At 69.0% G+C, this 23,112-nt stretch carries 23 protein-coding genes; 9 read left to right on the top strand and 14 right to left on the bottom strand.

The window, feature by feature from the left end; translation table 11 throughout:
- Nucleotides 1-63 precede the first annotated feature (63 nt).
- The 5 genes from hisS to HUG12_RS05865 all read right to left on the bottom strand — a co-directional run bounded on the left by hisS (nucleotide 64) and on the right by HUG12_RS05865 (nucleotide 4,760).
- A complete protein-coding gene (gene hisS / locus HUG12_RS05880; protein ID WP_179267873.1) occupies nucleotides 64-1,380 on the bottom strand; it encodes a histidine--tRNA ligase in 1,317 nt (438 codons plus the stop codon).
- A 323-nt stretch (nucleotides 1,381-1,703) separates the two neighbouring features.
- Entirely contained in the window at nucleotides 1,704-2,069 is a 366-nt protein-coding gene (locus HUG12_RS21440; RefSeq protein ID WP_218836407.1) for a hypothetical protein, read from the bottom strand.
- A gap of 174 nt (nucleotides 2,070-2,243) precedes the next feature.
- A complete protein-coding gene (locus tag HUG12_RS05875; protein WP_179267872.1) occupies nucleotides 2,244-3,326 on the bottom strand; it encodes a hypothetical protein in 1,083 nt (360 codons plus the stop codon).
- Nucleotides 3,327-3,815: 489 nt separating this feature from the next.
- Nucleotides 3,816-4,409 carry a DUF7411 family protein gene (locus HUG12_RS05870; protein WP_179267871.1) on the bottom strand — a complete coding sequence of 198 codons (594 nt, stop codon included), beginning with the start codon at nucleotides 4,407-4,409 and terminating at the stop codon, nucleotides 3,816-3,818.
- Nucleotides 4,410-4,760, bottom strand: coding sequence for a DNA-binding protein (locus HUG12_RS05865; RefSeq protein ID WP_179267870.1), 351 nt, complete (start codon nucleotides 4,758-4,760; stop codon nucleotides 4,410-4,412). It abuts the gene before it with no gap.
- 230 nt (nucleotides 4,761-4,990) lie between these two features.
- Here HUG12_RS05865 and HUG12_RS05860 point away from each other — a divergent pair, with 230 nt between their 5' ends.
- On the top strand, nucleotides 4,991-5,953 hold the full coding sequence (locus tag HUG12_RS05860; protein ID WP_179267869.1) for an NOG1 family protein: 963 nt from the start codon (nucleotides 4,991-4,993) through the stop codon (nucleotides 5,951-5,953).
- 67 nt (nucleotides 5,954-6,020) lie between these two features.
- On the opposite strand, the gene HUG12_RS05855 is transcribed toward HUG12_RS05860, so the two are convergent.
- The 3 genes from HUG12_RS05855 to HUG12_RS05845 all read right to left on the bottom strand — a co-directional run bounded on the left by HUG12_RS05855 (nucleotide 6,021) and on the right by HUG12_RS05845 (nucleotide 8,918).
- A complete protein-coding gene (locus HUG12_RS05855) occupies nucleotides 6,021-6,734 on the bottom strand; it encodes an SIMPL domain-containing protein (RefSeq protein WP_179267868.1) in 714 nt (237 codons plus the stop codon).
- Between the two features lie 59 nt (nucleotides 6,735-6,793).
- On the bottom strand, nucleotides 6,794-8,134 hold the full coding sequence (locus tag HUG12_RS05850) for a TIGR00341 family protein (protein ID WP_179267867.1): 1,341 nt from the start codon (nucleotides 8,132-8,134) through the stop codon (nucleotides 6,794-6,796).
- A 79-nt stretch (nucleotides 8,135-8,213) separates the two neighbouring features.
- A complete protein-coding gene (locus tag HUG12_RS05845) occupies nucleotides 8,214-8,918 on the bottom strand; it encodes a 5-formyltetrahydrofolate cyclo-ligase (protein WP_179267866.1) in 705 nt (234 codons plus the stop codon).
- Between the two features lie 281 nt (nucleotides 8,919-9,199).
- Between HUG12_RS05845 and HUG12_RS05840 the strand changes: the two genes are divergently transcribed.
- The 5 genes from HUG12_RS05840 to HUG12_RS05820 all read left to right on the top strand — a co-directional run bounded on the left by HUG12_RS05840 (nucleotide 9,200) and on the right by HUG12_RS05820 (nucleotide 13,265).
- Nucleotides 9,200-10,585 carry a winged helix-turn-helix transcriptional regulator gene (locus tag HUG12_RS05840; protein ID WP_179267865.1) on the top strand — a complete coding sequence of 462 codons (1,386 nt, stop codon included), beginning with the start codon at nucleotides 9,200-9,202 and terminating at the stop codon, nucleotides 10,583-10,585.
- 125 nt (nucleotides 10,586-10,710) lie between these two features.
- On the top strand, nucleotides 10,711-11,001 hold the full coding sequence (locus HUG12_RS05835; protein WP_179267864.1) for a HalOD1 output domain-containing protein: 291 nt from the start codon (nucleotides 10,711-10,713) through the stop codon (nucleotides 10,999-11,001).
- Between the two features lie 96 nt (nucleotides 11,002-11,097).
- Nucleotides 11,098-11,721 (top strand): GTP-binding protein EngB, encoded by a 624-nt coding sequence (gene engB / locus HUG12_RS05830; protein ID WP_179267863.1) that lies wholly within the window; start codon nucleotides 11,098-11,100, stop codon nucleotides 11,719-11,721.
- A gap of 383 nt (nucleotides 11,722-12,104) precedes the next feature.
- Entirely contained in the window at nucleotides 12,105-12,872 is a 768-nt protein-coding gene (locus tag HUG12_RS05825; protein WP_179267862.1) for a hypothetical protein, read from the top strand.
- Between the two features lie 27 nt (nucleotides 12,873-12,899).
- Nucleotides 12,900-13,265 (top strand): DUF5518 domain-containing protein, encoded by a 366-nt coding sequence (locus tag HUG12_RS05820; protein WP_179267861.1) that lies wholly within the window; start codon nucleotides 12,900-12,902, stop codon nucleotides 13,263-13,265.
- Nucleotides 13,266-13,292: 27 nt separating this feature from the next.
- Here HUG12_RS05820 and HUG12_RS05815 read toward each other — a convergent pair whose 3' ends face one another.
- The 3 genes from HUG12_RS05815 to HUG12_RS05805 form a co-directional block, all read right to left on the bottom strand.
- A complete protein-coding gene (locus HUG12_RS05815) occupies nucleotides 13,293-13,805 on the bottom strand; it encodes a DUF367 family protein (RefSeq protein ID WP_179267860.1) in 513 nt (170 codons plus the stop codon).
- Nucleotides 13,806-13,873: 68 nt separating this feature from the next.
- Nucleotides 13,874-14,239 (bottom strand): DUF7344 domain-containing protein, encoded by a 366-nt coding sequence (locus tag HUG12_RS05810; protein ID WP_179267859.1) that lies wholly within the window; start codon nucleotides 14,237-14,239, stop codon nucleotides 13,874-13,876.
- 171 nt (nucleotides 14,240-14,410) lie between these two features.
- Nucleotides 14,411-14,626, bottom strand: coding sequence for a hypothetical protein (locus tag HUG12_RS05805; RefSeq protein WP_179267858.1), 216 nt, complete (start codon nucleotides 14,624-14,626; stop codon nucleotides 14,411-14,413).
- Between the two features lie 251 nt (nucleotides 14,627-14,877).
- On the opposite strand from HUG12_RS05805, the gene HUG12_RS05800 reads away from it, so the two are divergent.
- Entirely contained in the window at nucleotides 14,878-15,327 is a 450-nt protein-coding gene (locus HUG12_RS05800; RefSeq protein ID WP_179267857.1) for a nuclear transport factor 2 family protein, read from the top strand.
- A 10-nt stretch (nucleotides 15,328-15,337) separates the two neighbouring features.
- Here HUG12_RS05800 and HUG12_RS05795 read toward each other — a convergent pair whose 3' ends face one another.
- The 3 genes from HUG12_RS05795 to HUG12_RS05785 form a co-directional block, all read right to left on the bottom strand.
- Complete coding sequence (locus HUG12_RS05795) at nucleotides 15,338-16,291, bottom strand: TIGR03557 family F420-dependent LLM class oxidoreductase (RefSeq protein ID WP_179267856.1); 954 nt, start codon at nucleotides 16,289-16,291, stop codon at nucleotides 15,338-15,340.
- 164 nt (nucleotides 16,292-16,455) lie between these two features.
- Nucleotides 16,456-17,838: a serine--tRNA ligase gene (gene serS, locus HUG12_RS05790; protein WP_179267855.1), complete on the bottom strand. Its 1,383-nt coding sequence runs from the start codon at nucleotides 17,836-17,838 to the stop codon at nucleotides 16,456-16,458.
- 775 nt (nucleotides 17,839-18,613) lie between these two features.
- Nucleotides 18,614-19,747, bottom strand: coding sequence for a thiolase family protein (locus HUG12_RS05785; protein ID WP_179267854.1), 1,134 nt, complete (start codon nucleotides 19,745-19,747; stop codon nucleotides 18,614-18,616).
- A 302-nt stretch (nucleotides 19,748-20,049) separates the two neighbouring features.
- Here HUG12_RS05785 and HUG12_RS05780 point away from each other — a divergent pair, with 302 nt between their 5' ends.
- Complete coding sequence (locus HUG12_RS05780) at nucleotides 20,050-21,063, top strand: lipid II:glycine glycyltransferase FemX (RefSeq protein WP_179267853.1); 1,014 nt, start codon at nucleotides 20,050-20,052, stop codon at nucleotides 21,061-21,063.
- Nucleotides 21,064-21,267: 204 nt separating this feature from the next.
- On the top strand, nucleotides 21,268-23,097 hold the full coding sequence (locus tag HUG12_RS05775) for a flippase activity-associated protein Agl23 (protein ID WP_179267852.1): 1,830 nt from the start codon (nucleotides 21,268-21,270) through the stop codon (nucleotides 23,095-23,097).
- Nucleotides 23,098-23,112: the final 15 nt, after the last annotated feature.

The following is a 23,112-nucleotide window of genomic DNA, read 5'->3' as shown; positions in this document are numbered from 1 at the left end:
GACGACGAATAAAAGCTGGCGGAGGAGTTCCCGAACCGCCGGGCCGACGGACCGGCGCCTCGACTACGCGAAGTCGTCGTACGTCGGCCGGTCGCGCTCGCCGGGGAACTCGTCCACGGGCGCGGTCGTCTGGTCGCCCGAGCGCATGTCCTTCACCGTCACGTTCCCGTCGGCGAGGTCCTGCTCGCCCACGATGACGACCGTCTCGGCGTTCACCGAGTCGGCGTAGCCCATCTGGGCGCCGAAGCTCCGGCCGGCGAGGTCCGACTCCACGACGTGCCCCTTCGCGCGCAGGTCGCGGGCGACCCGCGCCGCGACGTCCCGGGTGTCGCCGACGCGGAGGACGTAGTAGTCGGTCGACAGCTCCGCGTCCGGCATGACGCCGGCGCGTTCGAGCAGGAGCGTCAGCGGCGCGTAGCCGGGCGCGACGCCGACCGCTGGGGTGGGCTGGCCGCCGAACTCCTCGATGAGGTCATCGTAGCGCCCGCCGCCGAACACCGAGCGGGACACCTCGCCCGTCGAGTCGAAGCACTCGAAGACGGCGCCGGTGTAGTAGTCCAGCCCGCGGGCGGTCCGCAGCGAGAGGTCGCAGTGCTCGCCGGCGCCGAAGTCGTCGGCCGCCGCGAGCACCGCCTGCAGGTTCTCGACCGCGTCCGCCAGCCCCTCGGCGTCGGGCGCGAAGTCGGTGAGTTCGTCGAGGTTCGCCGGGTCGGTCACGTCCAGCAGCGCGTCGAACTCGCGGGCCTGGTCGTACGCCAGCCCGGCGTCGTACAGCAGGTCGAGGTACTCGTCCTCGTCGACCTTCTCGGACTTGTCGACCGCGCGGATGGCGTCGGTCACGTCCACATCGGCGTCGAACGAGCGGAGGAGGCTCCCGAGGATGTCGCGGTGGGAGACGCGGAACTCGAAGTCGTCCGCCGTGAGCCCCAGGCCGGTGAGCGCGTCGGCCGCGACGGCGAGCACCTCGGCGTCGGCCTCGGGTTCGCTGGAGCCGAAGACGTCGACGTTCGTCTGGTAGAACTCCCTGAAGCGCCCCTGCTGGACCTGCTCGTAGCGCCAGAACGGTCGGGTCGAAACCCACTTCACGGGTTTCGAGAGCTCCTGGGCCTTCGCGGCGTACATCCGCGCGACCGTGGGAGTCAGCTCCGGGGCGAGGGTGACGTGCCGGCCGCCGTGGTCCTCGAAGGCGTACAGCTCGTCGACGATGTCGTCGCCGCTCTTGTCGGTCCACATCTCGGCCCGCTCGAGCCGCGGCGTCTCGATCTCCCGGAAGCCATACCGCCGGGCGGCGTCCTCGACGACGTCGATGACCTCCCGTCGGGCCGCCATCTCGGGGGGGTAGAAGTCGCGGAACCCCTTCAGGCGCTCGTACGTGGGCATGGGTCGAAGTATTCGCGTGGCGTGGTTTAAGGTCGTGGTTCTTCGGTTTCTTCGTTCGGGGTACTACGACGTTCTCGAAAGCCACCGCTCCCTCCCGCACCGAAGTCAGTTCCATCGTTGCTTCGACTGCCTCGAAAGCCCCCGCGACTCTCGGCTCCCGCGAACCACGCTGCGCTCCTCGGCTCGCTGTGCTCGCCTGCGGTGCTTACGGGTTCGGGGTTCGTCGAGAGCCGCGGCCCCTTTCAGTCCCGCCCAGTGCGTGTTCGGGCGGTCGTCGCGGACGGACTTCCATCGCTACCCCCGCGCGGGCAGATCTAGAGCAGTCAAGCCAGTTCCCGGTTCGAACGACGGAACGCTGCTCTGAGAGACCGTGCTGTCTTCCCAAAGAGGTATCCAATCGTGCCGAACTTGACGGCGGCATCCACGACGAAAATCACTGCCCCCAGAATCACTAGTGCCTGAGATTGCGGATGTAAAAAGTAGTTACCACCGATCGATGCGGCATAGAGTCCACATGCAGCGATACCAACGCTAATCAGCCACCCGTCATTTGCGTATGCGACAAGTGCGACTGCACTGAGCAGCGCAAACCACGGAACAAAACCGTCATATGCAAACACAACAGCGGGTACGTCGAGTCGATTAAGTGGAGATACAGCCCAAATCTCGTCACTGAATAGGGTACTCACCAATCGAGTAGCGGCTGCAACGAGTAAGGCATAGAGAAGAAAAGATATTGATCGATGCCAATTACATCCGAGGAGAATCTGTTTTATACGCATACCTGTTCTGAATAACGAATTGAATGAACAAAAGTATGCAGTCCCAACTGACTCTAGAGATTGGGTGCCGGTCACCCCCAGTCAGAAGCTGATTGGTGTATTATTTTGGAGATACCAAGCTGCGATTCCACCACTGTAGTTTTTCTCAGCTATCCCAGAACAACCGATATCAACAGTACCACCGCCATTGTATTGGTTGATGGCGAGAATGAACGCGGTGTTGTTGTCGGTGAGGAGGAAGATAGGCCCGCCTGAATCGCCATTGGCACCATTGTTTCGCATGTCGATTCCTTTTTCGTAGTTTGAGCAATCATCATCAAAGGGAGCATAGTGGTTCAAGATCGAGTTCTTCGTTCTTCCGGTCTCGGATCCAACCTTAAGAAATTCTCTCCCATTTGATGCATACGTTTCAACCCCTCCCTCTGTAATCCACCCGTTAACCGGGTACTCAGTGCCACTCGGGAGTCGGATAGTATTATCCAGATCGTAATCTGAGTTTAGGTCGATTGTTGCCCAATCCTGGGATGCCGATAGGTTGTCGATTGACCCTATCTGCCGCTGCTCGTCACTATCTTGGTAAACTGGTTCCTTTCTACAGAGAGTCATATGGGAGACAGTTAATAGACGGGGAGAACCATTATACGTGACTTTACAGCATGCAGTTGCCTTCAACCCTTGTTGGTTGAATATACCCGTGCCACCCGGAATTGGGTCGAAGTGTCCTACGTTCTTGCATGCGGACGCTGTACGATTGAGATTTTCTCTCGTTTCAACTCCAATTCCATTAACTTCCTCAGGGAATGGACCGTTCGGCGTGTCGGATCCAAGTGGAATATTTGGAGCTTCTTCTGTGTCAATTTCAATAGCTATTTTCTTCTTTCGGTAGCCTTTGATTCGCTCGTCCGAAATTGTCCGATAGGCGCTTTTGAATCCTTTAACGCCGCTGTATTGTTCTCTAACCTTTTCCACTACCCTCTTTGATGTTTGAACATGCTGCCACCACGCTCGGGGGACTTCCTCTTCTTCAACGACTCCTTGCTTTGATCTGAGAAGAGGGATTGTAATTTTGGGCGTGAATGAAAACCTATCGAGGCCGAACACGGTGGCCCCTGCGCCCATTGATTTCACGTACTTACGTCGGCTGACTTGTGGATCTCTGGACATCCAATCTTCCATATAAGTATATAATAAATAAATGTTATTTACATAACTATATAAGAATATAACTGGCTCGAATTATGGTAGGATGTCGATATTATTGTTATTTAACTGAATTTTGTACCTCCGCGCAAAGCGTCCTTCTAAGGGACTTCTGTGAATGTCTCATTCCTCTCGGCTTCGATCCTAGGTCACTCCGGAGCGAGGTGAACGTTGAGCTTCTGGTCGCCTACCGGATCTTTTGTAGGTGCCGTTCGGTGTGAATCTCTGAAATTTCGGAGTTACTCAATCAGAACTCGGTACCACACGGCGGCCCTTGGCCGATATAGCCGAACTTTCTGCCCTCATAAAGTTTCGTCACTCAACACTCGCCGAAAACGCAAGGGGACGGCGACGACGATTCCCGGCTGGAGGGGCACTGTCGGGTGTCGGGCGGCGACGGGAAAGGGGCGCGATTCCGGTCGGGCCGGGGGGTGGAACGGGGAGTCCCCGACGCTAGTCCAGCGTGCCGCGCACGTACGTCTGCTCGTGTGCGGGGAACACCTCGGCGACGGCGTCGTCGCCGCCGTCTTCGCGGAGGAGTTCGCGGAGTTCCCCCTCGTAGTCGGCCTTCGGGATCTCCTCGCTCGGTCCGGACTCCACGTCGAGCGTCTCCTCGACCAGGCGGTCGACCGCGTTGCGTCCGAACCCGGAGAGGGGCGCGATGTAGTCGACGTCGTGGCGGTCCTCCAGCGACTGCGCGAACGCCCGCGACACCGAGGGGACGCGGTCGTCACGGCGGGTGCCGTCCGCCACGGCGTCGACGTCGAGCGCGGCGACCTCCTCCAGCGCGTGCTCGTGGACCCGCTGGATGCCGTTTCGGGGGTAGCCGTCCTCGCGCATCGTCTCGACCGCCTCGGCGGCCACCTCGGGGTCGAGTTCGTGCGTCTCGAACGGCAGCCCCAGCGCCTCGGCGGCCCGGCGGGCGTGCTCGTGGTCGTCGGTGACGTCGAAGTGGGCCGTGACGAGCCGCACGTCGTAGAAGCCGTCGAGCACGAGCGCCGCGAGCGAGGAGTCCTTCCCGCCGCTGTACAGCAGCGCGAGCTCCATTCAGCGCCGGCGGATGTCGAAGCTCTTCTGCTCGGGCTGGAGCTCCCGGAGCAGCGACTTCATCTGGTCCTCGTCGATGCGGTCCTGGATGCGACCGCTCCGCGCCAGCGCGGTGACCTGCTGTTTCACCTGCTGTGCGAACTCCGGCTTGCTCATCTCGACGGCGTTGAGCCGCTGGCGCGCGCCGTCGGTGAGGTACTGTTTCAGGAGGGCGTCCTGCTGGCGTTCCGCCTGTTCCTGGGCGGCCTGCTGGGCCTCCTCGTCGGCCTCGCCGCCGGCGCGGTCCTGTAGCTCCTCCATCTTCTTCTCCCGGAGCTCCTCCAGTCGGTCGTCGTCCGGTGTCTCGCTCATATATGGGTGTGTAACTGTGGCGCGGGCAAAACGATTGCGGGTGAGCACGAGGTTCGAGGGGGCGACCCGCGGGTGCGTGAGGCGCCCGCGGTGGACGGACCGAACGGCCCCGCCACCGTCCTCCGCCGAACCGCGTCGCCCAGGGTTTGGCCCCGAACGGCCCGAAAGCGCGAACGGACGGGCTTTTACGGCCTCACGGCCAACGAACACGCAATTAACCACGAATCGCCATGATATTCGAAAACCTCCCCACCACGCCCCGCGCCGAGGAACTGGTCGACAAGGCCTTCTCGCGCGCGGCCCGCGCCGGCCGCGCCAAGGGCGGCATCGAGGCCCAGGAGTCGATGCTCCGCACCGCCGGCAACATCCTCTCGGACAACCTCGAGAACGTCTCGAACGACTGGCCCGACTTCGAGTACGAGGTCGACCCGTTCTACTACGAACTGGCCGACGCCGTCGTGAACGTCGACGAGCTCCGGCAGGCGCTCTCGGAGGTCAACTGGGCCTCCAACCGGATCGCCGAACTCCGCTCGGAGTACGCCAGCAAGATCCGGAGCTCGAACGTCGAGACCGCCCGCAAGCACCGAAAGCAGGCGTTCGCCCGGATGGCCGACGTCGTCGACGAGGTCGCCGACGACCTCCTGACGGTCGGCGAGGCGCGCGACGCGCTGAAGACCCTGCCCGACATCCGCCCGGACGAGCCGGCCATCGTCGTCGCCGGCTACCCGAACGTCGGCAAGTCCTCGTTCGTCAACGCGGTCACCCGCGCCAGCAACGAGATCGCCTCCTACCCGTTCACGACGAAGGCGGTCCAGATCGGCCACTTCGAGCGCGATCGGATCCGCTACCAGATCATCGACACGCCCGGCCTGCTCGACCGACCGGCCGAGGAGCGCAACGACATCGAGCGCCAGGCCGTCTCCGCGCTCACCCACCTCGCTGACGCGGTGCTGTTCGTCGTCGACGCGTCGGCCGACTGCGGCTACCCGCTGGCGGACCAGCTCGCGCTCCTGGAGGAGGTGGAATCCACCTTCGACTCGCCCGTCCTGGTCGTCTGCAACAAGAGCGACCGCTCGCGGGACGTGGACGCCGACGCCTACATGAGCGTCACCGAGGGCGAGAACGTCGACGGGGTGCTCGACCTCGCGGTCGAGGCGGTGGGCTACGAGCCGGACCTCCCCTCGCGGAACTGAGCGGGCGAGGGTCGGTCGCGGGGGCACCCGTTCGGGTCCGTCGCGAACCCGAGCCCCGGTTCCGTCGCTACTCCAGTTCGTAGGTCACGGTCACGGACGCGGAGACCGTCACGGGACCGGGCTCGAACGAGGTGGCCGAATCGGCGGCCTCGGCGGTGTATCGGACCTCGTGGGGGGAGTATCCCTGCGAGCCGACCTGCATCGAGAGCTCGGAGCCGACCGTGCGGTCCGCGGCGCCGGCGACCGCCTCCGCGTCGCCGCGGGCGTCGCCCACGGCGTCGGCGAGCGCCTCCCGTCGGAGTTCGGCGCGGTGCTCGTCGTCCAGTTCGAACCGGACGTCGTTCACCGCGGCCGCGCCGTTGTCGACCGCGAGGTCGACGGCCTCGCCGGCGGCGTCGGGTTGCGCCTCGAACTCGAAGACGTGGACCGCGCGGTAACCGACCTGCTCGCGCTCGCCGCCGGCCCGGTCGAACTCGGGCCTGAGCCGGAAGTCGACCGTCTCGACCTCGTAGCCCGCGTCCGCGAGCGCGGTCCGGAGGGCGTCGGCGTCCTCGGCGACCTGCGTGCGGGCGGCGGCGGCGGTGTCGGCGGTCGACTCGGCGGCGACCGTGATGGTCGCGACGTCCGGCGCGGCAGAGACGGTGGCGCTGCCGGTCGCGGTGACGGCGTTCGTGTCGGCCGAATCGCCGGATCCGGCGTTCGGCGCGGCGTTCGTGACGGCTCCGGCGCAGCCGGCCAGGAGGACGACCAGCACCGTGAGGAGGGTGGCTACTCGCTTCACGTCGAACCCGTCGATCCCACCGGGCTTCAACGTACTCTAGGCACAAACGGCGATTTGTCTCATTCGCTCCCACGGACGCCGACCTCGCGCTCCCGGATCGTGGCCTCCTCGATCGGGACGAACCGGACCGAGATCGAGATCTCGTCGGCCCCGTTGATCCGGAACTGTGCCGGGGTGTCGTCCGCGAGTTGCTCGGCCAGCGGCTCCGCGACGGGGGGCGGGTCGGTTCCCGCCTCGTGTCCGACCGTCACGGTGACGGCGGTCGGCTGTCGGAACGGGAACCCGCCGTAGGACACGTCGATCCCGAGGACGATCCCGTCGTCGCCGACGATCGCCCTCGTCTCGTCGACGACGGTCTGCTCGAACGTGGCGCTCTGGTAGGAGGCGTAGGTGATCCCGACGAGCACGACCGTCGTGAGCATGATGGCGACGCCGAGCACGACGATCCGTTTCGTCGTGGCCGACCGCACCCGGTCGAGGTGGAAGAAGCTCTCCGGACGATACCCCTTGTACCAGAGCACCGCGAGCGCGGCGAAGTTGATCGAGAGGAAGTTCACGACGACGAGCAGGGCGGCGCCGGCCACGGTGAGCGGCGCGCCCCACGCGATGCCGATGCCGACGACGGCGATCGGCGGGACGAGCGCCGCGGCGATCATGACGCCGACCAGCGCCGTCGAGACGCCCGAGGAGATCGAGAGGGCGGCCGCGATGCCGGCGCCGAGCGCGATGGGGAGCGAGAGCACGTCGGGGGCGAGCCGTTCGCGAACCTCGTTGATGGTGAACACCTCGGTCCCGGGCGGGACGACGTTGCCGAACCGGACCATCGCGGCGAACAGCGCCGCGCTCGCGACCGAGAGCACGGCGCCGAGCATCTGGAGCCTGACCCCCCGGCGGAACATGTCCGCGTCGTCGATGACCGTGCCGACGCTGGTGGCCATCGCCGGCCCGATGAGCGGCGCGATGACCATCGAGCCGACGACGACCGCGGGCGAGTCGAGCAGCAGGCCGGCGGTGGCGACGACGGCGCTGATGACGGTCAACGTGACGTAGGCGCCGGTCCGCGGCGCCATGTCCTCGGCGCGGGCGGCCAGCTCCTCGCGGGCGATGCGGTCCTCGTTCTCCTCGGAGTCGGCGTACCGCTCCTCGAGCTGCTCGAACCGCTCGGAGACGACCGTTTCGGCGTTCAGTACGACGGTGTAGGCGTCGCGTTCGATCCCCACCTCACGCAACCGCTGGAGCACGGGTTCGACGGCCTCGGTCGGCAACGGGAACGAGACGACCGCGGTGTACTGCCGTCCGCTCGTCTCGTCCGAGAGGACGAAGTCGATCCCCTCCTCGTCCAGCGTCGAGAGGACGGTCTCGCGCTTGCCCGCCGGCACCATCACCTGAACGAGTCGCACAGGTACGCCACGCGTCGGCGAGGCAAATAATCCCGGGATACGGGGGAGGTGGCGGCCCGCGTGGGAGTCCGTCGACGTCTCACCGCGGGTCGAGCCGCCGAAGGACCGGGATCTCGGCCAGCGTTTCCTCGCCGAGCGCCCCCCAGTCGATCCCCCGCGGCCGCGGGCCGCGTTCCGGACGGATCGTCCGCCCGGGCGTACAGATCAGGTCCAGCGGCACGTCGTGGTCGTCGAGGTCCACGTCGTCCTCGACGACCTGTCGCTCGTGGACGGTCGTCGCGACCGTGGTCCCCGAGTCCGCCGCGCCCAGTTCCGAGAGGACCGCGAACTCCACGTCGGCGAACCCCTCGCCCTTGCCGACGCGGCCGCCGGACTCGGTGACCGCGACGCTGCCCGAGACGATCAGGTCGACGTGTGGCACCTCGTCGGGACCGACCGGGACGCCGTGGTCCGAGGCGCCCGAGACGGTGGTCGCCGCGTCGACGTCGGGCACCTCCTCGGGGGCGAGCCGCAGGAACGGGCGTTCCTCCCGCAGTCGCGGGACCGCCACGAAGACGGTCTTGCCGGCGCGGAGCGCGGCCCGCCTGACCGGAAGCTGGGGCGCGTCGGGGTTGCACTTGAGGACCTCGGCGTCGGCCCACTCGTCCGTTTCGGTGAGGCGGTCGCACGCCTCGTCAGCGCCGGCGAAGTTCGGGATTCGCCCGTGCGGCGGGAAGGGGAACCGGGCCACGCCCGACTCCTCCAGGTCGTCCCAGACCCGCTCGCGGAGGGGCTGCTTGTCCATGCTTGGAACCCGGTCCGGGCGCCACTAATACGTTCCACCCCGATGGGCCGTCCCGGCCGGTTCCGTCGGGACCGCCGGAGCGACGTGACGACCGGCCGACGATGCCAGTTCCCCGCCGTGTGGCGCCGCGGTCGGACGGACGTGTCCGGGTACCGCTTCCCCGCGAAACCGTTCCGTAACGCTCACGGGTCGGGTACGCGTCCGGGAACAGATTATTAACGGTTGCGAACCGATGGGAAATAAGAGTCGCTCGGCAACCACCGTACGCGGTCGTCAGCACCATGGACCCGCCGACGCCCCGCCTCGCACTGGCGTGTGCCCTCTCGCTCCTCCTGTTATCGACCGGACTCGCGGTCGCCGACGCGACCCCCGGCGACCCGTCCGGCGTCGTCGACGAACCGGCGAACGAACCGGTCGAAGCGTCCGACGAGACGGCCGGGACGGTCGACGGAGCGACGAACGAGACCGTCGAGACGACGAACGCAACCGCCGAGGAGTCCGACGGAGCGGCGAACGACACGACCGGGACGCTCGACGAACCGTCGAACGAAACGGTCGAAGCGTCCGACGAGACGACCGGGACGGTCGAGGACGCCGTCGACGGGACGACGGACGAGACGCTCAAGGAGACGACGAACGCCACCGTCGAGGGGATCGACGACGCGGGCGAGCGCCCGGAGGAAACTGTCGACGGGGCGACCGACGAACTCGACGGGACGGTCGAAGCGGCGTCCGACGCGCTCCTCGGGACGGTCGACCGGGCCCCGGACGCGCTCCACGGGCCCGTCGCGGAGGCGGGGGACGGCGTCCACTGGGCGGAGTCGCGGCGGACTGCCGAACACGAGTCGAGCGGGTGGATCCCCGGAAGCGGGACCTCGCGCCGCGAACCGAGGGGGGACGAACGAGTACCGGACGAGGAGTCGGACCACGGCCACACGGCCGGGGCCGACACGGGCGGTGAGTTCCCCGCATCAGGGTCCGGCGGCGGCCCGGCCGCCGGCCTCCTCGCGGTCGTCGTCCTCTCGGCCGCGGCGGGGGGAACCGCGAACGCGCTGGCGCTGAGCGGGACGCTATGGCCGCAGGCGGAACGGATCGCGCTCCGGATCCCCCCTGCGGACGTGACCCGGCCCTGGCGGTACGTCCTCGCCCTCCGGTTCAGTCGCCACGACGGGTCCGACCCCCTCGATCACGAACGCCGGCGCGCCATCCACGACGCCATCGCGGACGCACCGGGCGTCTACCTCTCGGAACTCGGGGAGCGGAGCGACCTCTCGCTCTCGTCGGTCCGGCACCACCTCCGCGTCCTCGAACGGGAGAACCTGATCCGGACCGAGAAGGTCCGGGGCAAGCGCCGGTTCTACCCGATCGACGTGGACGGCACGGCCCTCGTCGCGGCCCTCTCGGACGCCGCCGTTCGACGGCTGCTGGAGACGCTCGCGGCACTCGGCGAGGCGCGCAACGACCGACTCGCGGACGAACTGGACCGGAGTCCCAGCACGATTTCGCACCACCTCACGTCGCTCGAGGAGGACGGACTCGTCGTCCGCGAGCAGGCGGGTCGCGCCACCGTGAACCGACTCCCCGCGACCGTCATGAACGCGCTCGGCGGGACCGCGACCGACGGCGGCGAACCCGCGACCGCTCGCGATCGGACGACCGAGTCGTGAGCGACGCGACTGCGGTTCCCGTCGGCGATGGCACCCGTCCCCGCCGCACGACGGCGCCCGCGACGACAGTTCGACGCGTTTGTCCCTACGTTCAACAGCCGTCCGTCGAACCGTCCAGCGTACCCATGACCGAGGGCCCCCCGCCTGACTGCCCGGAATCGGGTGACGACGGGTTCCACGCGTACGCCGTCTCCGAGTACGAATCGTACCCGGAAGCGGTCGTCCGGGGCGTCGGGATCGCCGCCGACAGCGACCCGCTCGGGATGGAGCCGCTGGCCCACGCCGTCGACCCGGACGCCATCGAGGACGCCTTCGACCGGCGTCGCGGGCGGACGCCGAACCGGCTGGCGTTCACGTTCGAGGGGCACAGGGTCGTCGTCACGCCGGAGTGGGTGTACGTTCGGCCCGAGGAGTAGGACCACCGTCCAACGCACACGCCGGGGACGTCGGATCGGCGGACGGGCGCTCGACGGCTCCGTACCCTTATCCGACTACTCGCCCAACCCCGACGTATGACCTTCGATGGACGACCCGACCGCGACGCCGAGGTGGTGCTCGTCGGCCGGTCGAACGTCGGGAAGTCCACGCTCATGCGCGAGCTCACGGGCCACGACTTCACGACCGGAAAGAAGCCCGGCGTCACCCGTCAGCCGAACCACTACGACTGGGCGCCCGAGAGCTTCATGTTCACCGACCTCCCCGGCTTCGGGTTCATGTCCGGCGTCGAGGAGGACCGCCGGGAGGCGATCAAGACCGACGTGGTCCGCTACGTGGAGGAGAACGCCGAGCACGTCCTCGCGGGCGTGCTGGTCGTCGACGGCAAGAGCGCCGTCGACATCATCGACCGGCACACGAACGACGAGGAGATCCCCCACGACGTCGAACTGTTCTCGTTCCTTCAGGACGTGGACGTGCCGCCGGTCGTCGCGGTCAACAAGATGGACAAGGTCGAGGACCGCGACGCGCGCCTGAACGAACTGTGCGAACGGCTGGGGCTCTACCCCCCGTGGCAGCAGTGGGACCACATCGTCGCGCCCGTGACCGCCAAGCGCGGGAGCATCGAACCGCTCCGCGAGATCCTCCGGGAGCGGTTCCGCGAGGCGAAGCGCGACGACCTGCTGAAGTTCGTCTCCTGAGCGTCGGGGGCTGCTGGGCGGCGAACGCCCGTCTCGAAAGCCTTCACGGGTGTCGTTCCGCCGTCAGTGCAGTCGCCGCAGTGCTGTGTCGAAAGCCCCCTCGCCCTCCCTAGCCTCCCGGGCTCCTCGTATTCGCTCACTTCGTTCGCTCGCCTGCGGTGTCCGCGGGCGACTTGCGGGTCGCCCGCGGGCTAGCGAGACCGACGGTCTCGCCGTGCTCGTCCCTCCCACGAGCGGCCGCGCACGAGGGGCGGCCACCGCGCGCCGGACAACCAGACCCCGTCACGTCGTCCGTGCTCGCCCCCCCTGGATTCCACCGACCCGTCCTCAGTCGCTGATAGCCGGAGGACAACCTTCTTCCCGCGGCGCCCGAGCCGTCGGGTATGCACAGGCCGGCCATCGACGACGCGGTCATCGAGGCCGTCGCGGCAAACACCGACTTCGAGCCGTCCGACGTGAAGGTGGGGCTGCGGACGCTCCACGACGCCGTCCGCGACCGACTCGCCGAGGAGTTCGCCGCCGCGCGCGACCCCGAGGGTCCGGACCACCTCCTCCTGTCGGGGCCGGACGCGGCGTGGTTCGCCTTCGGCTTCCGCGAACTCGAGTCGGCGCTCGCGGACGCCGGCTACGAGGTCGACGAGGACCTGCTGGCGGCGGCGGCGGCGACGAACCTCCGGGCGTTCCAGGAGGCCGAGGGACGCACCGTCTCGTTCTCGCGGTCGCTCGCGAGGACGTACGAGGCGCCGTTCCTCTACCCGGTTCGGGTGAACAAGCCCGAGCCGTGGCGGGCCGCCGAACGTCACGCGTTCGCGACGGTCGCCGACCTGCTCCTCGCCGGGTTCGCCCCCGACGCCGCCGTCGACGCCTGGGCGGTCGAGTCGATGGGGCTCCCGGCGGCGGAGTGGGCCGAGCGACGCGGCGTGGCGGCGGCGAGCGTCCGCGAGGCGGCGGAACGGGCCCGCGAGCGTCACGGGACGCCCGGCAAGCGCGTCGACCCGGCCGACGACGTGGCCGCGCCTCCGACGGACGAGGCGCCCGCCGAGTCCGTGTACGACCCGGGGACGGACCGCCTGTTCGTCCCGACCGACGAACGCCGGGCGGCGCGAGGTGGGGGCGACCTGCTCGCGGACGACGCCCCCGGAGAAACGTAGATACGCCCGGGCCTCCTTCGACCGACCATGATCGACTGGCGCGCCGTCAGCTGGGGGTTCGTGACGTTCCTGATGGTCGCGGTGATCGGCTCCGGGCTCCCGGTGGTCGGCCAGCTCGGCGCGGGCATCGTCGGCGGCCTGGTCGCGGGGTATCTCGCCGGCGGCGGCGTCCTCAACGGCGCCGTCCACGGCGCCATCGCGGGGTCGCTCACCGGCGTCGCCTTCACCCTCCTCGTCGCGTTCTTCGGGGGCCTCCTCGGCCTCGCCGGCGGAGGTCCGTTCGGCGGCGTGGTCGGGGGGACGGGGCTGCTGGTGCTCGGGTTCCTCGTGACGCTCGTGTTCGCGCTCGACTCGGCGGTCGCGGGCGCCATCGGCGCCTTCGTCGCCGAGTGAGAACGGGCCGGTGGCGGGAGGGCGGGCTCAGCGGTCGAGGTACTCCCCCTGGACGGCGACGACGTCGGCGGAGTCGGCGCAGTCGGCGTACCGCCGGAGCGGTTCCTCGTTCAGTTCGAGGAACGTCTCCCCCCAGGTGAACTTCGAGAGGATCCGCTCGGCGCCGTCGTCCTCGCCGAAGATGCACAGCGCGGCCGCGAGCGCCTCGACGGTCGTGAGCCGCATCGGCCGGCCGAAGTTGACGGGGTTGGCCGCGACGAGATACGGGAGCGCGCGGTGCTCGCCGGGGAGCGAGAAGCGGGCCTCGCCGGCCGACTCCCACGAGCAGTCGAGCGCGACGAGCGGTCCTTCAGCCGATCCGTCACCGTCCCCGGCGGCGTCGGCCGGCGAGAGAGCACGCTCCGCGTGCGGGTTGAGCACGACCCCGTACGGCGTCGCGCGGTCCGACCGGTGGAGTTCCGCGAGGTCGAAGCGCGCGAGCTTTCGCGCCGTACACTTGTCGGGGTCGTCGTCGCCCTCGTACCTGACGTGCAGGTCCACACCACGACTTCGGGCCTGGCCGACAAAAGCGGCCCGGAGGCGCCGGAACGAACCGGCGTCCGCGGGAGCTACGCCTCCCGGATGTCCCCCGCCATCGCGAGTTCCAGGTACGGGCGCACCTGGGCGATCGCCCCCGTCCCGGTCACCGTCTCGGCCTCGCGGTCGTAGACGACGAGCCCCGTCTCGGTCAGCTTCGGCAACTGGACGTGGTGGAGTCCGGTGAGGACCCGTTCGTAGTGGTCGTAGGTCGGATCGTCCTCGAGGACGGCGACCCGCTCGGCGAGCTCGCCGAGCGAGACCCCGCCCACGCGATGGTCGAGATAGTGCAGGAGATAGCGACAGCGGTCGTTCGCGAGCACGCCGAAAACGTCGGTCGTGGACAGCGTCGCGTCGTCGGTTCCGGGTCCGGCCTCATCAGGCGTCTTGGTTTTCATGCGGCCTCCTGTGTGCCACCGGCGCGCCAGCCACCCACCCTGCTACCCGAGCGGCCGTCCGACCGGTGGGCATGGGCCTACATTACGCCACCATCACATAAACGTTCTGTACCGAACAACAATATTACATTATGCCGTCCACGTGGCCCGGGATGGTGGCCCGATACGGACCTACTCGATGAGGTCCGGGTCGTACTCCGTCTCCGCCCCGGCCGACTTGACGATCTCGACGGTCCACTCGGGGACCGCTCCGACGGAACCGCTGATCTCCCACGTTCCCTCGACGACGGCCCCCCTCGCGAAGGCGTTCACGAGCAGGGACTCCAGCTCCCGTTCGAACTCGCGGGTCACGGCTGCCTCCTCCTCGTAGGGATCGGTATCGTTCATGATGTCTCCGGGGCCGGCGGGTGAGCGATCGCACCTCAGCGGCCTCGCCCGCCGATAGGTAAAGATGACTATATACGCTTATCGCTGTCCTCCCGGCGGGTCGGCGGATACCGGTACGGTGAGCTGAGAGTTCGAGGTACGACCCTCGCAGGCGCGTTGCGGGGAACGGGGTAGCCGGGGGGTCCGACGGGCGCGAACGGACCCGCCACGGCCGACCGATTCAAGCACCCGCCGTCGAAACACCGGCCCGGATGGACCGCGAGAACGCCGTCAGGCGATACTACCGGGCGATCGACGACGCCGACTACGACTCGCTCGCGGCGCTCCTCGGGCCCGAGTTCGTCCACCGGCGGCCGGACCGGACGCTGTCGGGCCGGGACGAGTTCGTCCGGTTCATGCGCGAGGGGCGACCTCGGACCGACACCGTCCACGCGGTCGACGCGGTGTATCGGACCGTCGACGGCGACGCACGCGAGGGTGCCGGCGCCGACGCCCACCGGCGTGGCGACGGGGACGACGCGCCCGCCGGCGCCGGTGGAACCGACGACCGGGGACCGGGTCGGCGGGTCGACGAGGTGGCCGTCCGCGGCCGCCTGCGCGACGACGGCGAGGAACTGTTCGGGTTCGTGGACGTGTTCGCGTTCGAGGGCGACGCGGTCGTCGAGTTGACCACCTACACCGACTCGTTCGCGGACGGGTGACCCCGGGTCGTCACTCCACCTCCGGCAGCACCTCCGACTCGTAGAACTCGAAGAACGACTCCTGGTCCGGGCCGATCTGGTGGACGTAGACGTGGTCGTAGCCCGCGTCGACGGCCTCCTCGATGCTCTCGAGGTGGGCGGCCGGATCGGGGTCGGTGACGACGCTGGACTCGGCGATGTCCTCCCGCGAGACCATCCGGCACGCCTGCTCGAAGTGGGTCGGCGTCGGGAGCTGTGACGCGAGTTCGCCCGGGAGCGCCGTGTTGGGCCACTGCTCGTAGGCCGTATCCACCGCTCGCTCCTCGTCCTCGGCGTAACAGACGTCGAGCTGGCAGTACCGTGGCCCCTCGCCGCCCGCCTCCTCCCACGTCTCGACGACGTCCTGCGGGCCGACCGTCCAGAGCCCGTCCCCGTACTCGGCGGCCGAGCGGGCCGCCCGCGGCCCGTAGGCCGAGACGACGATCGGCGGGGGCTCCTCGGGCAGGGTGAACAGCCGCGCGTTCTCGACGGTGAAGTGCTCGCCGTCGTAGCTCCGCTGTCCGCCCTCCCAGAGGCTGCGGAGTATCTCGATCGCCTCCTCCAGCATCGCCAGCCGCTTCGCGTGCGGGGGCCAGTGCTCGCCGACGACGTGCTCGTTCAGGAGTTCGCCGGTCCCGACCCCGAGGACGAACCGTCCGGGGAGCATGTCGGCGACGGTCGCGGCAGCCTGCGCGACGACGGCCGGGTGGACGCGCATGATGGGGCAGTTCACCCCGACGCCGACGGGGACCTCCTCGGTCGCGCGGGCGACGCCCCCGAGCGTCGACCAGACGAACGGGCTCTGGCCCTGCGCGCCGATCCACGGGTGAAAGTGGTCTGAAATTGACAGGAAGTCGAACCCTACCTCCTCGGCGCGCGCCGCGTTCTCGACCAGGTCGTTCGGCGGATGTTCCTCGCTGGAGAGCGTGTAGCCGAGTTCGACCATTCAGCGACACCCCCGTCGCCGCCCCCGGACTCCCTCCGACCGGTCGGGCCGCCGCGTCCGGGCCGCCGGTCGCGCTGGCTCCGTGCGTCGCTCGCGGGTCGCGCCTCCGGGTCCTGACATGGCGTTCCGATTTCGGGACGGACCGGCAAAATCGTGGTGCCCAGTTACTCCTTCTCGCCCGCGCCGATCGCCGACTCGCCGACCTTCTCGCCGCCGGTGATGACCTCGCGCCCGCCCATGTACGGGCGGAGCGCCTCGGGTACCTCGACCGTGCCGTCGTCGTTCTGGTAGTACTCCATGACGGCGACGACGATGCGCGGGACCGCGAGCCCCGAGCCGTTGAGCGTGTGGAGGTACTCGGCCGACTCGTGGCGCTCGGGCCGGTAGCGCAGGCCGGCGCGCCGGGCCTGGAAGTCCTCGAAGTTCGACACCGACGACACCTCGAGCCAGCGGCCGCCCTCCTCGGGGCCGTCCTCCATGTCGTCGCCGGGCGCCCACACCTCGATGTCGTACTTCTTCGCCTGCGTGAACCCCAGGTCGCCGGTGCACATCTCCAGGATGCGGTACGGGAGGTCGAGGCGTCGCAGGACCTCCTCGGCCTCGTCCACGAGGCCGTCGAACCGCTCGTCGCTCTCCTCGGGCCGCACGAAGTTCACCATCTCCACCTTGTTGAACTGGTGGACGCGGACGATGCCGCGCGTCTCGGTGCCGTGCTCGCCGGCCTCCTGCCGGAAGTTCGGCGAGTACGCCTGGTGCTTCAGCGGGAGGTCGTCGTCGAGCAGGATCTCGTCGCGGTACATGTTCGTGACGGGCACCTCCGCGGTCGGGAGCAGCCAGAGGTCGTCCTCGTCGTACGGCTCGTCGTTCCGCCCCTCGATCCGGTAGGCGTCCCCGGTGAACTTCGGGAACTGGCCGGTGCCCTCCATCGACCGCGACTTGACCGGGAGCGGCGGGAACACGTCGACGTACCCCTGCTCGCGGTGGAGTTCGAGCATGAACTGGACCAGGGCGTGTTCGAGCATCGCGCCCTCGCCCTTCGCGAAGTAGAAGCCGCCGCCGGACACCTTCGCGCCGCGCTCGAAGTCGAGGACGTCGAGGTCCTCGCCGAGGTCGTAGTGGGGCACGACCTCATCGGGCAGCTCGCGCAGGTCGTCGAACCCCTCCCGGCGGCGCTCGACGTTCTCGTCCTCGTCCTCGCCGACGGGGACGTCGTCCTGCGGAATCTGCGGGATTCGCAGCATCGCCTCGTGGAGGTCGGCCTCGAGTTCCTCGGCGCGCTCCTCGATCTCCTCGAGTTCGGCCTTGAGCTCCTGCGACCGCTCGATGGCCTCCTGGGCCTCCTCCTCTCTCCCCTCCTGTTTGAGTTCGCCGATCCTCGAGGAGACCTGGTTCCGCTCGTGGCGCAGGGTGTCGCCGCGGCCCTTCAGGTCGCGCCACTCGTCGTCCATCTCGACGATGCGGTCGAGGTCCACGTCGTCGACGCCCTTGTCCTCGAGGGCCTGTCGTACGGTGTCGGGCTCGTCCCGGAGGAGCTGCCGCGAAATCATTTGTCGTGGCTTCAGGTGGGTGCCGCAAAACCGTGTCGGGTCCGTTCGACTGGTTAGCATGGTATCGTTTGGGTCGAAGGCGTTCGGTTCGCAAGGGTGGGTTCTGCGCTTCCTCCCTCACCGCGGCAGGGCCTGGCTCGAAAGCCCCCGGGCCGCTGGACGACGTTCCCGTCCGGGCGGTACGTCTGGAAATCGAACGGCAGACCGCGAGAGCCCCCGTGGCAGTCGGCTCGGTGCGGCCGCTGCGCTCCTCGGTCGCTCACTGCGTTCGCTCCTTGCGGTGCTTGTCGGTCCGCGCCTGCGCCGACGGCCACGGCCCCTTTCAGTCCCACCCACCGCAGACCGCAACCACGCCCTCCCCAACCGATTGCGCTCCTCGCGCTCGCTTCGCTCGCGCTCCGGTGCTCGTCCCTCGCGCGTGCCGGCGCGGACGGAGCCGCGCCGGCACGCGCCACCGCACGTCCTGAACCGAACTACGTGGCGCGCGGCGGCCAAGCGAAGCGCGGCCGCTCGTGCGAGGCTCACGCAAGCGAAGCGAGGGTGAGTTCCGAGGGGCCTCGCCGGTTGGGGAGGCTGCGGTGCAGTCGGGCGGGACTGAAAGGGGCCGCGGCTCCCGACGAACCCCGGACCCGCAAGCACCGTGGTTCGAGCGAGCGAAGCGAGCGACGAGGAGCGCAGCGCGGTCCGCGGGAGTCGAGAGCCGCGGGGGCTTTCGAGTCACTCCGATTCCCCCACACGCTCGACTCCCTAGACGGATGCGAAGAAACCGTAACCCCTACCGACTGAATTCGATCGCCGCGCCCTGCCCGAACCCGACACACAGCGCCGCGAGCCCCCGGTCCACGTCCCGCTTTCTCATCTCGTGGATCAGCGTCACCGGCAGCCGAGCACCCGAGGCGCCCAGCGGGTGGCCGACCGCGATCGCGCCGCCGTTGACGTTGTACCGTTCCTCCGGCACACCCAGCTCGCGACGCGCGTACTCACACTGGGAGGCGAACGCCTCGTTCAGTTCCACGAGGCCGTAGTCGTCGATGGAGCGGCCGTTCCGCTCCAGCAGGCCGCGGGTGGCCGGGACCGGGCCGATTCCCATCACCGTCGGGTCGACGCCGGCGACGTCGTTCGTGCCGACCTCCGCGAGCACCTCCAGGCCGCGCTCGTCCGCGAACTCCCGCGAGCAGACGAGCGTCGCCGCCGCGCCGTCCGAGATCTGCGAGGAGTTCCCGGCCGTCACCGTGCCGTCGCCGGTGAACGCCGGCGCGAGGCCCGCGAGCGTCTCGACGTCCGTGTCCGGACGGATGCCCTCGTCCTCGGTCACCACGCCCTCGTCCGTCTCGATGGGGACGATCTCGTCGTCGAAGCGGCCCGACTCCGTCGCCTCCGCGGCGCGGCGGTGGCTCCGCGCCGCGTACTCGTCCTGGGCCTCCCGGGAGACGCCGTACTCCTCGGCGACCTTCTCGGCGGTCATCCCCATCTGGAGCTGGAACACGTTGTACCGCTCCGAGAGTTCGGGGTGGAGGTGCTCGTAGGAGTCGCCGTCCATCGGCACGCGGGACATGTTCTCGACGCCGCCGGCGAGTATGCAGTCGCGGTTCCCGGCCGCGACGGCGTCCGACGCGGAGATGATCGCCTGCATCGAGGAGGCGCACCAGCGGTTGATGCTCGTCGCCGGCGTCCCCTCGCCGAGCCCCGAGAGGAGCGATACGACCCGCGCGACGTTGTTGTCCTGCTCGCCGCGCTGCTGTGCGACGCCCCACATGAGGTCGTCGACGTCGTCGGGGTCCAGGTCGTACTCCTCGAGGACGTGGTCGACGAGCGCGACCGAGAGGTCCTCGCTGCGCGTGTCGGCGAAGACGCCGCCGCCCTTGCCGAACGGGGTCCGGTGGGCGGCCGCGATGACGGGCGTTGCCATGGGGCGAACTCCGGAGGCCATGCCAATAAATCCGGGAGAACCGTGCACCCGTTGGCCGGCGTTGGAGCCGTGACAGGGTTCGACCGACGACTCCCGTCGACCGAAGCGGACGCTACAGTACGCCGGTGGTTCGAGCAGTATCCGACGACCGCGTCGGACGGGGTTCGTGCCCCGTTTAGCGGAATCCGCCCCGTGAATAGTCGACGCGTATTTCGAGCCAGACGCCCCCGAACTGGGTGCCGTCCGTGTCCAACCGGTAACAAAGACAAATAGCGAGAGAACGGTGGTTCACACCTGTCGTCATGGAGGGACCGCCGTACGAAGTCGTCCGGATGGCCGACGACGACAGCGACGAGTGGAACCGCCTCGTCGGGGAGGCCTCGCAGGCGACGCCGTTTCACCGGTACGAGTCCCTGGAACTGTTTGCCGACTCCAGCGACATGCGTCCGCACCCGCTCGTCGGCTACAAGGGGCGGGAAGCCGTCGGGTTGTTCCCCCTCTTCGAGCGCTCCTATCCGTTCGTCTCGACCGCGTTCTCGCCGCCCCCGAACCTGAAGGTGCCCTACCTCGGACCGGTGCTCGTCGACCACGACCACCTGTCACGGCGGAACGTGGAACGGCGCCAGAACCGGTTCGTTCGGTCGTGTCTCGATCACGTCCGCTCGACGATCGGCCCGAAGTACGTGCACATCCGGACGACGTTCGGCTACCGGGACCCCCGCCCCTTCGGCTGGGCGGGGTTCGACTTCAGCCCTCGTTTCACCTACGTCGTGGACCTGACGCCCGGACGGGAGCGCCTGTTCGACCGGTTCAGCGGGGACGCCCGCTCGAACGTCCGGGACTGCGAGGACGCCGGCTGCGTCGTCGAACTGGGCGGGGTCGAGGGCATTCGACGAACCGTCGAGCAGGTGCGTGAACGCTACGAGGAACAGGGTCGGTCGTACCCCCTCGATTCGTCGTTCCTCGAGGCGCTGTACGAGCGGTTACCGGCCGGCGTCGTCCGACCGTACGTCTGCACGCTGGGCGGCGAGTTCGTCGGCGGCAACGTCATCCTGGCCTCGGGGGACTCGGCGTACGCCTGGGTCGGCGCTGCGACGCCGGACGTTCGGGTGGGGGTCAACGACGCGCTTCACTGGCGGGCGATGAGGGACGGCATCGAGCGAGGGGAGTCGTACTACGACCTGGCGGGGGCCAACAAGCGACGCATGTCGTCGTACAAATCGAAGTTCGCCCCCGACCTCGTGCCGTACTACGTCGTCCGGCGACGAACGCCGTACATGAGGGTGGCCGAGGAGATCTACGCTCGCGTCGTCTGACCGCGCTCCCGCCGGTAACGCGACGCCGATCGGTCCGGCCGGTGGATGAACCTACCGGGGTACCACGAACCAGCGCGTACGCCAGCAGGCGAGGAGCGCGTACGCTTACGGGGACCAGCATCACGACGAACGCGGACCGCTCGAAGCGGAACGTTGGAACCGCCCCGTACTGGAGGGAGGACACGGCCGGATGGTCGCCGTTCGATGCTCGTACCGTTCACCGCCGCCGACGCGTCCGCGTCGGCCGAGTCGGCCGCGGCCGACGACCGCGACTCGGCAAGACACTTACACCAGGCCGTCGGAGTCGCGGCCGTGACCTCCCGCGCCGACGACCGGACCCCGCTCGCGTCCCTCCGCGACCCCGTGCGCGCGGTCCCCCTCCTCGCGCTCCTCGCGCTCGTCCTCCGCCTGTGGGATCTGGGCGCCCGCGCGATGCACTTCGACGAGGCCCGCGTCGGCTACTGGACGCTCCGCTATCTCGACACCGGCCGGTTCGCCTACAGGCCCATCGTCCACGGGCCGTTCCTCGAGATCGCGACGGCGCCCCTCCTCGACGCGTTTGGCCCGAGCGAGTTCGTCGTCCGCCTGCTCCCCGCGCTGCTGGGCGCCGCGCTCCCGCTCGCCGCGCTCGCGTTCCGCGACGCGCTTGACGACGCGGAGGTGGTCGCGCTCGCGGGCTTTCTCGCGCTGAACCCCCTACTCCTGTACTTCTCGCGGTTCTTCCGCGCGGACGTCCCCCTCGCGGCCTTCGCGTTCGGGGCGTTCGCGCTGTCGTACCGCGCGTACCGGACGGCCGGCCGCTCCGGCCCGCGGCCGACCGGCCACCTCCTCGCGGCCGGCGTCCTCCTCGGCCTCGCGCTGACGGCGAAGGAGAACGTCCTCGTCTACCTGCTCTGTGTCGCCGGCGCGGGGGGCGTCGGACTCGCCGTTCGCCTGCGGTTCGAGGGGCGAGACGGGGTCCGCGACGCGGTCGCTCGGCTCCGCCCGCTCCTCGCTCCGGCGGTCCCCGCGCTCCTGCTCGCCGTCCTCGTCGCCTGGTTCTTCTACGTTCCCCGGGGGTACCCGCCCGGACTGGACGGCCTGTCGACACGGCCGGTCGCGGTTCTCGCCGCGGGCACGGTCGGCGCGTGGGGGACGTTCGCGGGCAGCCTCTGGACCGGGACGCACGCCACCCCGTACCTCCCGTTCCTCGCGCACCTGCTCGGCAGCGTCGCGCTCGGCGGGGCGGCGCTGTACGGCGCGGCGCTGCTCGGCGTCGCCGGGGAACTCCGCCGGGAACCGCCGCGCCCGCTCACCTCGGCGGAGGACCCCAGGCCCCCTCGGGCACTCGTCGTCGCGACGGCCGCCTGGGGGCTCGCCGCGATCGCGGGCTACCCCGTCGCGGCCGACATCATGGCGCCCTGGCTCGCGGTCCACGCGCTCGTCCCGCTCGCGGTGCCGGCGGCAGTCGGCGCGGTCGCGGTCCTCCGGCGGGGCCGCAGTTGGTGGGCGAGGGGCGACCGACTCGCCGCGGGCGCGCTCGCCTGCGTGCTCCTGCTCGTGTGCGCGCAGGCGGGGTTCGTCGCGGCGACGACGTCCTACGCGGAGCCGACGCCGCGCGTGAACCTCCTCGCTCAGGGCGCACAGCCGGGCGACGACTTCGAGCCGCTGGCGGCCGACGTCGAGGCGTCGGCCGGGAAGGGTGGGGTGCTCTACTACGGCGAGCGCTTCCGGTTGCCGAACGAGTCCGTGGCGGACGCGCCCCCGCGCACGGACCCGGACTGGCTCGGCTACTGGCTCCGCCGGCTCCCGCTCCCCTGGTACGTCGAGCGCGCCGGTGCGGACGCCTCGCACGCGCGCTCGCCCGAGGCCGTCCCGGACGACCCGCCGCCGGTCGTGGTCTCGACGCCGGGGGACGCCGCCGAGGTCGCGCCGCTGCTCGACGGGTACGAGCGGCGCGAGTACGACGTCCTGCTGTACGGGGGGACCGTCGTCGTCTTCACGGATCCGGCCCTCGACGACGGATCAGAGCCGGGCGGCGGGATCGGCGCGTGACCCGCCGTGCGGGCC

Source organism: Halorarum salinum, assembly GCF_013402875.1.
GTDB lineage: Archaea > Halobacteriota > Halobacteria > Halobacteriales > Haloferacaceae > Halorarum > Halorarum salinum.
The sequence above is the reverse complement of the archived record's forward strand: the minus strand, read 5'-3'. Positions and strand labels throughout refer to the sequence as shown.

Coding starts and splice junctions, on each gene's coding strand:
- HUG12_RS05825 (WP_179267862.1), top strand. CDS start 12,105: ATGCACAGGCCGGCCATCGACGACGCGGTCATCGAGGCCGTCGCGGCA.
- HUG12_RS05785 (WP_179267854.1), bottom strand. CDS start 19,747: ATGGCAACGCCCGTCATCGCGGCCGCCCACCGGACCCCGTTCGGCAAG.
- engB (WP_179267863.1), top strand. CDS start 11,098: ATGACCTTCGATGGACGACCCGACCGCGACGCCGAGGTGGTGCTCGTC.
- HUG12_RS05810 (WP_179267859.1), bottom strand. CDS start 14,239: ATGAAAACCAAGACGCCTGATGAGGCCGGACCCGGAACCGACGACGCG.
- hisS (WP_179267873.1), bottom strand. CDS start 1,380: ATGCCCACGTACGAGCGCCTGAAGGGGTTCCGCGACTTCTACCCCCCC.
- HUG12_RS05860 (WP_179267869.1), top strand. CDS start 4,991: ATGATATTCGAAAACCTCCCCACCACGCCCCGCGCCGAGGAACTGGTC.
- HUG12_RS05845 (WP_179267866.1), bottom strand. CDS start 8,918: ATGGACAAGCAGCCCCTCCGCGAGCGGGTCTGGGACGACCTGGAGGAG.
- HUG12_RS05780 (WP_179267853.1), top strand. CDS start 20,050: ATGGAGGGACCGCCGTACGAAGTCGTCCGGATGGCCGACGACGACAGC.
- HUG12_RS05875 (WP_179267872.1), bottom strand. CDS start 3,326: ATGTCCAGAGATCCACAAGTCAGCCGACGTAAGTACGTGAAATCAATG.
- HUG12_RS05865 (WP_179267870.1), bottom strand. CDS start 4,760: ATGAGCGAGACACCGGACGACGACCGACTGGAGGAGCTCCGGGAGAAG.
- HUG12_RS05800 (WP_179267857.1), top strand. CDS start 14,878: ATGGACCGCGAGAACGCCGTCAGGCGATACTACCGGGCGATCGACGAC.
- HUG12_RS05820 (WP_179267861.1), top strand. CDS start 12,900: ATGATCGACTGGCGCGCCGTCAGCTGGGGGTTCGTGACGTTCCTGATG.
- HUG12_RS05870 (WP_179267871.1), bottom strand. CDS start 4,409: ATGGAGCTCGCGCTGCTGTACAGCGGCGGGAAGGACTCCTCGCTCGCG.
- serS (WP_179267855.1), bottom strand. CDS start 17,838: ATGATTTCGCGGCAGCTCCTCCGGGACGAGCCCGACACCGTACGACAG.
- HUG12_RS05840 (WP_179267865.1), top strand. CDS start 9,200: ATGGACCCGCCGACGCCCCGCCTCGCACTGGCGTGTGCCCTCTCGCTC.
- HUG12_RS05835 (WP_179267864.1), top strand. CDS start 10,711: ATGACCGAGGGCCCCCCGCCTGACTGCCCGGAATCGGGTGACGACGGG.
- HUG12_RS05805 (WP_179267858.1), bottom strand. CDS start 14,626: ATGAACGATACCGATCCCTACGAGGAGGAGGCAGCCGTGACCCGCGAG.
- HUG12_RS05795 (WP_179267856.1), bottom strand. CDS start 16,291: ATGGTCGAACTCGGCTACACGCTCTCCAGCGAGGAACATCCGCCGAAC.
- HUG12_RS05775 (WP_179267852.1), top strand. CDS start 21,268: ATGCTCGTACCGTTCACCGCCGCCGACGCGTCCGCGTCGGCCGAGTCG.